This window comes from Nesterenkonia sp. AN1, from assembly GCF_000582475.1.
GTDB classification, from domain to species: domain Bacteria; phylum Actinomycetota; class Actinomycetes; order Actinomycetales; family Micrococcaceae; genus Nesterenkonia; species Nesterenkonia aurantiaca.
In genome coordinates this window covers 1-2035 of the sequence record NZ_JEMO01000029.1, presented here as the reverse complement: position 1 = coordinate 2035, position 2035 = coordinate 1, and the positions used below count along the sequence as shown (strand labels likewise).

Sequence of the window (2035 nt, the reverse complement as noted above, 5' to 3'; positions counted from 1 at the left end):
GCGTGGAGAGCTCACCACCTCACAGTCAGCCCCTGTCTGAGCCCCCACTCTTGGTGTGCGCCGGCCACAGCCCAGGGCCCGTGAGGGCGCTGGGCGGTGCGGGCCACGGAAATTGAGTGGAGGGACTCTGTTCATCCGCCGAAAACGTTCGGGCGATGGCCTCAGAGGGAGTCGATGAGACGACGAATCAGTGCTAAGGCAGTAGTGCCCTGCTCAGCAGCGACCCTGTGAAGCTTCGCGCGACGGGCAGCGTCCAATAGGACGGTGAAGGGGCGCACCTGGGCGCCGATACTCACTGGTGGCCCCGATGCGGAGGGCCCGATATGGCCGCCGGTGTACTTCTGCCCGGACTCAGCGTAGGCTGCCCACGCCTCGAGTTCGTCATCGGTGAAGGTTTCACCGTTAACCCCGATGTACTGACCCATCTGATGTCCCCTGTCTCACCCACAGTCGTTGCAGATGTCCTCACCTCTTGATCACCACAGCGACGAGGCTCTTCATCATGCCTCGGCCAGCGGGGCTCGTAAACGCGCCCCAGGACCACTGACAGGGACCCTCCTGTGGGGTAAGAAAACCACGGACTGTTCTTCTGTTCTTAGCGGTCGTACCCGGAATTTTGGTCTCGTGCAGGGGAGACGATGGGGTCCCGTGCCGCCTCGGACGCTCGGTAATTGGTCGAGTCGCGTCGCCTTTCCAACGTGGCTAACTCTGCTTCCTCAGCACGCGTCAGATACGTGTACGGCGAGGTACGCAGATGGCGATGGCTCAGCATCTCAGCCCGCTGCTCAGCCTGATCACTGGCCTGCGTCGCCTCATCGACCTGGGCTGCGGCCTGGTTTCGGTGTTCTGCTGCCTCATCTCGATCAGCCTGGGCCTCACGGATTTCTGGGGTGTCCAACCGCTGCGGGGCATGTTTTTCCACGACCGCGTCAGTCCACCTCGACCACAGCCCATCCACTTCGCTGGTGCTCGAGGTGAACGGGTTCGTTGACCGCTGCTTCTGAGGTTTCACTCGCTCACCCACCGGAACATCCCACCGAGAAGCGAGCTCCCGGCGAATCGTGTCGGACTCCTGCGTTGCCCGTCCCCGGCTCAACAGACCAGCATCGGAGACCTTCACATCGGCTTCTCGGCCGCGACGAGCATCCTGGACCACCTCACTACCCAGCACCTTCCGGACACCACCGACCAGCCCCTCATATCGATCCGCGGCCTGGGCCAGGGTCTGCTTCGCGGCCTTTAGTTCACCGTGTGCCTTCGAGACCACGGCCTGGGACTCCAGGCTCTTGGCCTTCGCCTCTTGGACCTCGGCGTAGTCCTGGTCTCTACGCTGCTTCATCAGCCCACGCAGCTGCGAAGCCCGCTGCTCCGGAGTCACCGTGTTCCCGGTACGAGGTGCCCGTTCTCGACACAGCACCTCCGCCACATCCAGGCTGCGGTTCATGGTCTGGGCAAGTTGAGCGCGTTCCCGGGTCAGGTTCGTCTCCGTCACGATCCGAGCGATCCGATTCGCCTGGGCAAGCAACGACACCCAGCCCTTTACCCGGTCCTGGCGTCCTGTCTGGGTCGCCATCAACCACTGCTGACCCAACCGACCCACCCCAGCGCCATTGCTCCGCAATGAGCTCTGCGACGCACTCTGCTGCATGCCCGTTCGTTGCGTGCTGCGCTGTCGGTACAACACCTCCGGCGGCAGCTGGTGGCCGCGCATACTCCCCGCCACCCGAGAGAAATCATCAGAGAGCCGCAGCACAGGACCGTGACTATTCTTCTCGACTGCGAGCGAGACTCGAGCGTAGATGTTCGCCATCGTGTCCGGCCCGACCTTGCCAGAGATCAGCTTCTCGTAGGACTCAGCACTGAGCTGGTGAACCTCCGTGGCTTTCTCTGGCTCGGGCAGGGTCTTGTCTCGGATCTGATGCATTATGGCCACCGCCTCGGCACGGCCGGCGTCACCGTAGCGTTCCTCGATCCTCGGCCACGCCAACGACCGATCCAACTTCGACGGAGAGTACCAGATCTGCCGCCCATCCCC

The 2035-nt window shown here is 63.1% G+C and carries 1 protein-coding gene; it reads right to left on the bottom strand.

Translation table 11 applies throughout. The features are described 5' to 3' along the window. Nucleotides 1-595 precede the first annotated feature (595 nt). Nucleotides 596-2035: hypothetical protein (locus tag BG28_RS13490; protein ID WP_036478002.1), on the bottom strand; the 1440-nt coding region annotated here is incomplete at its 5' end.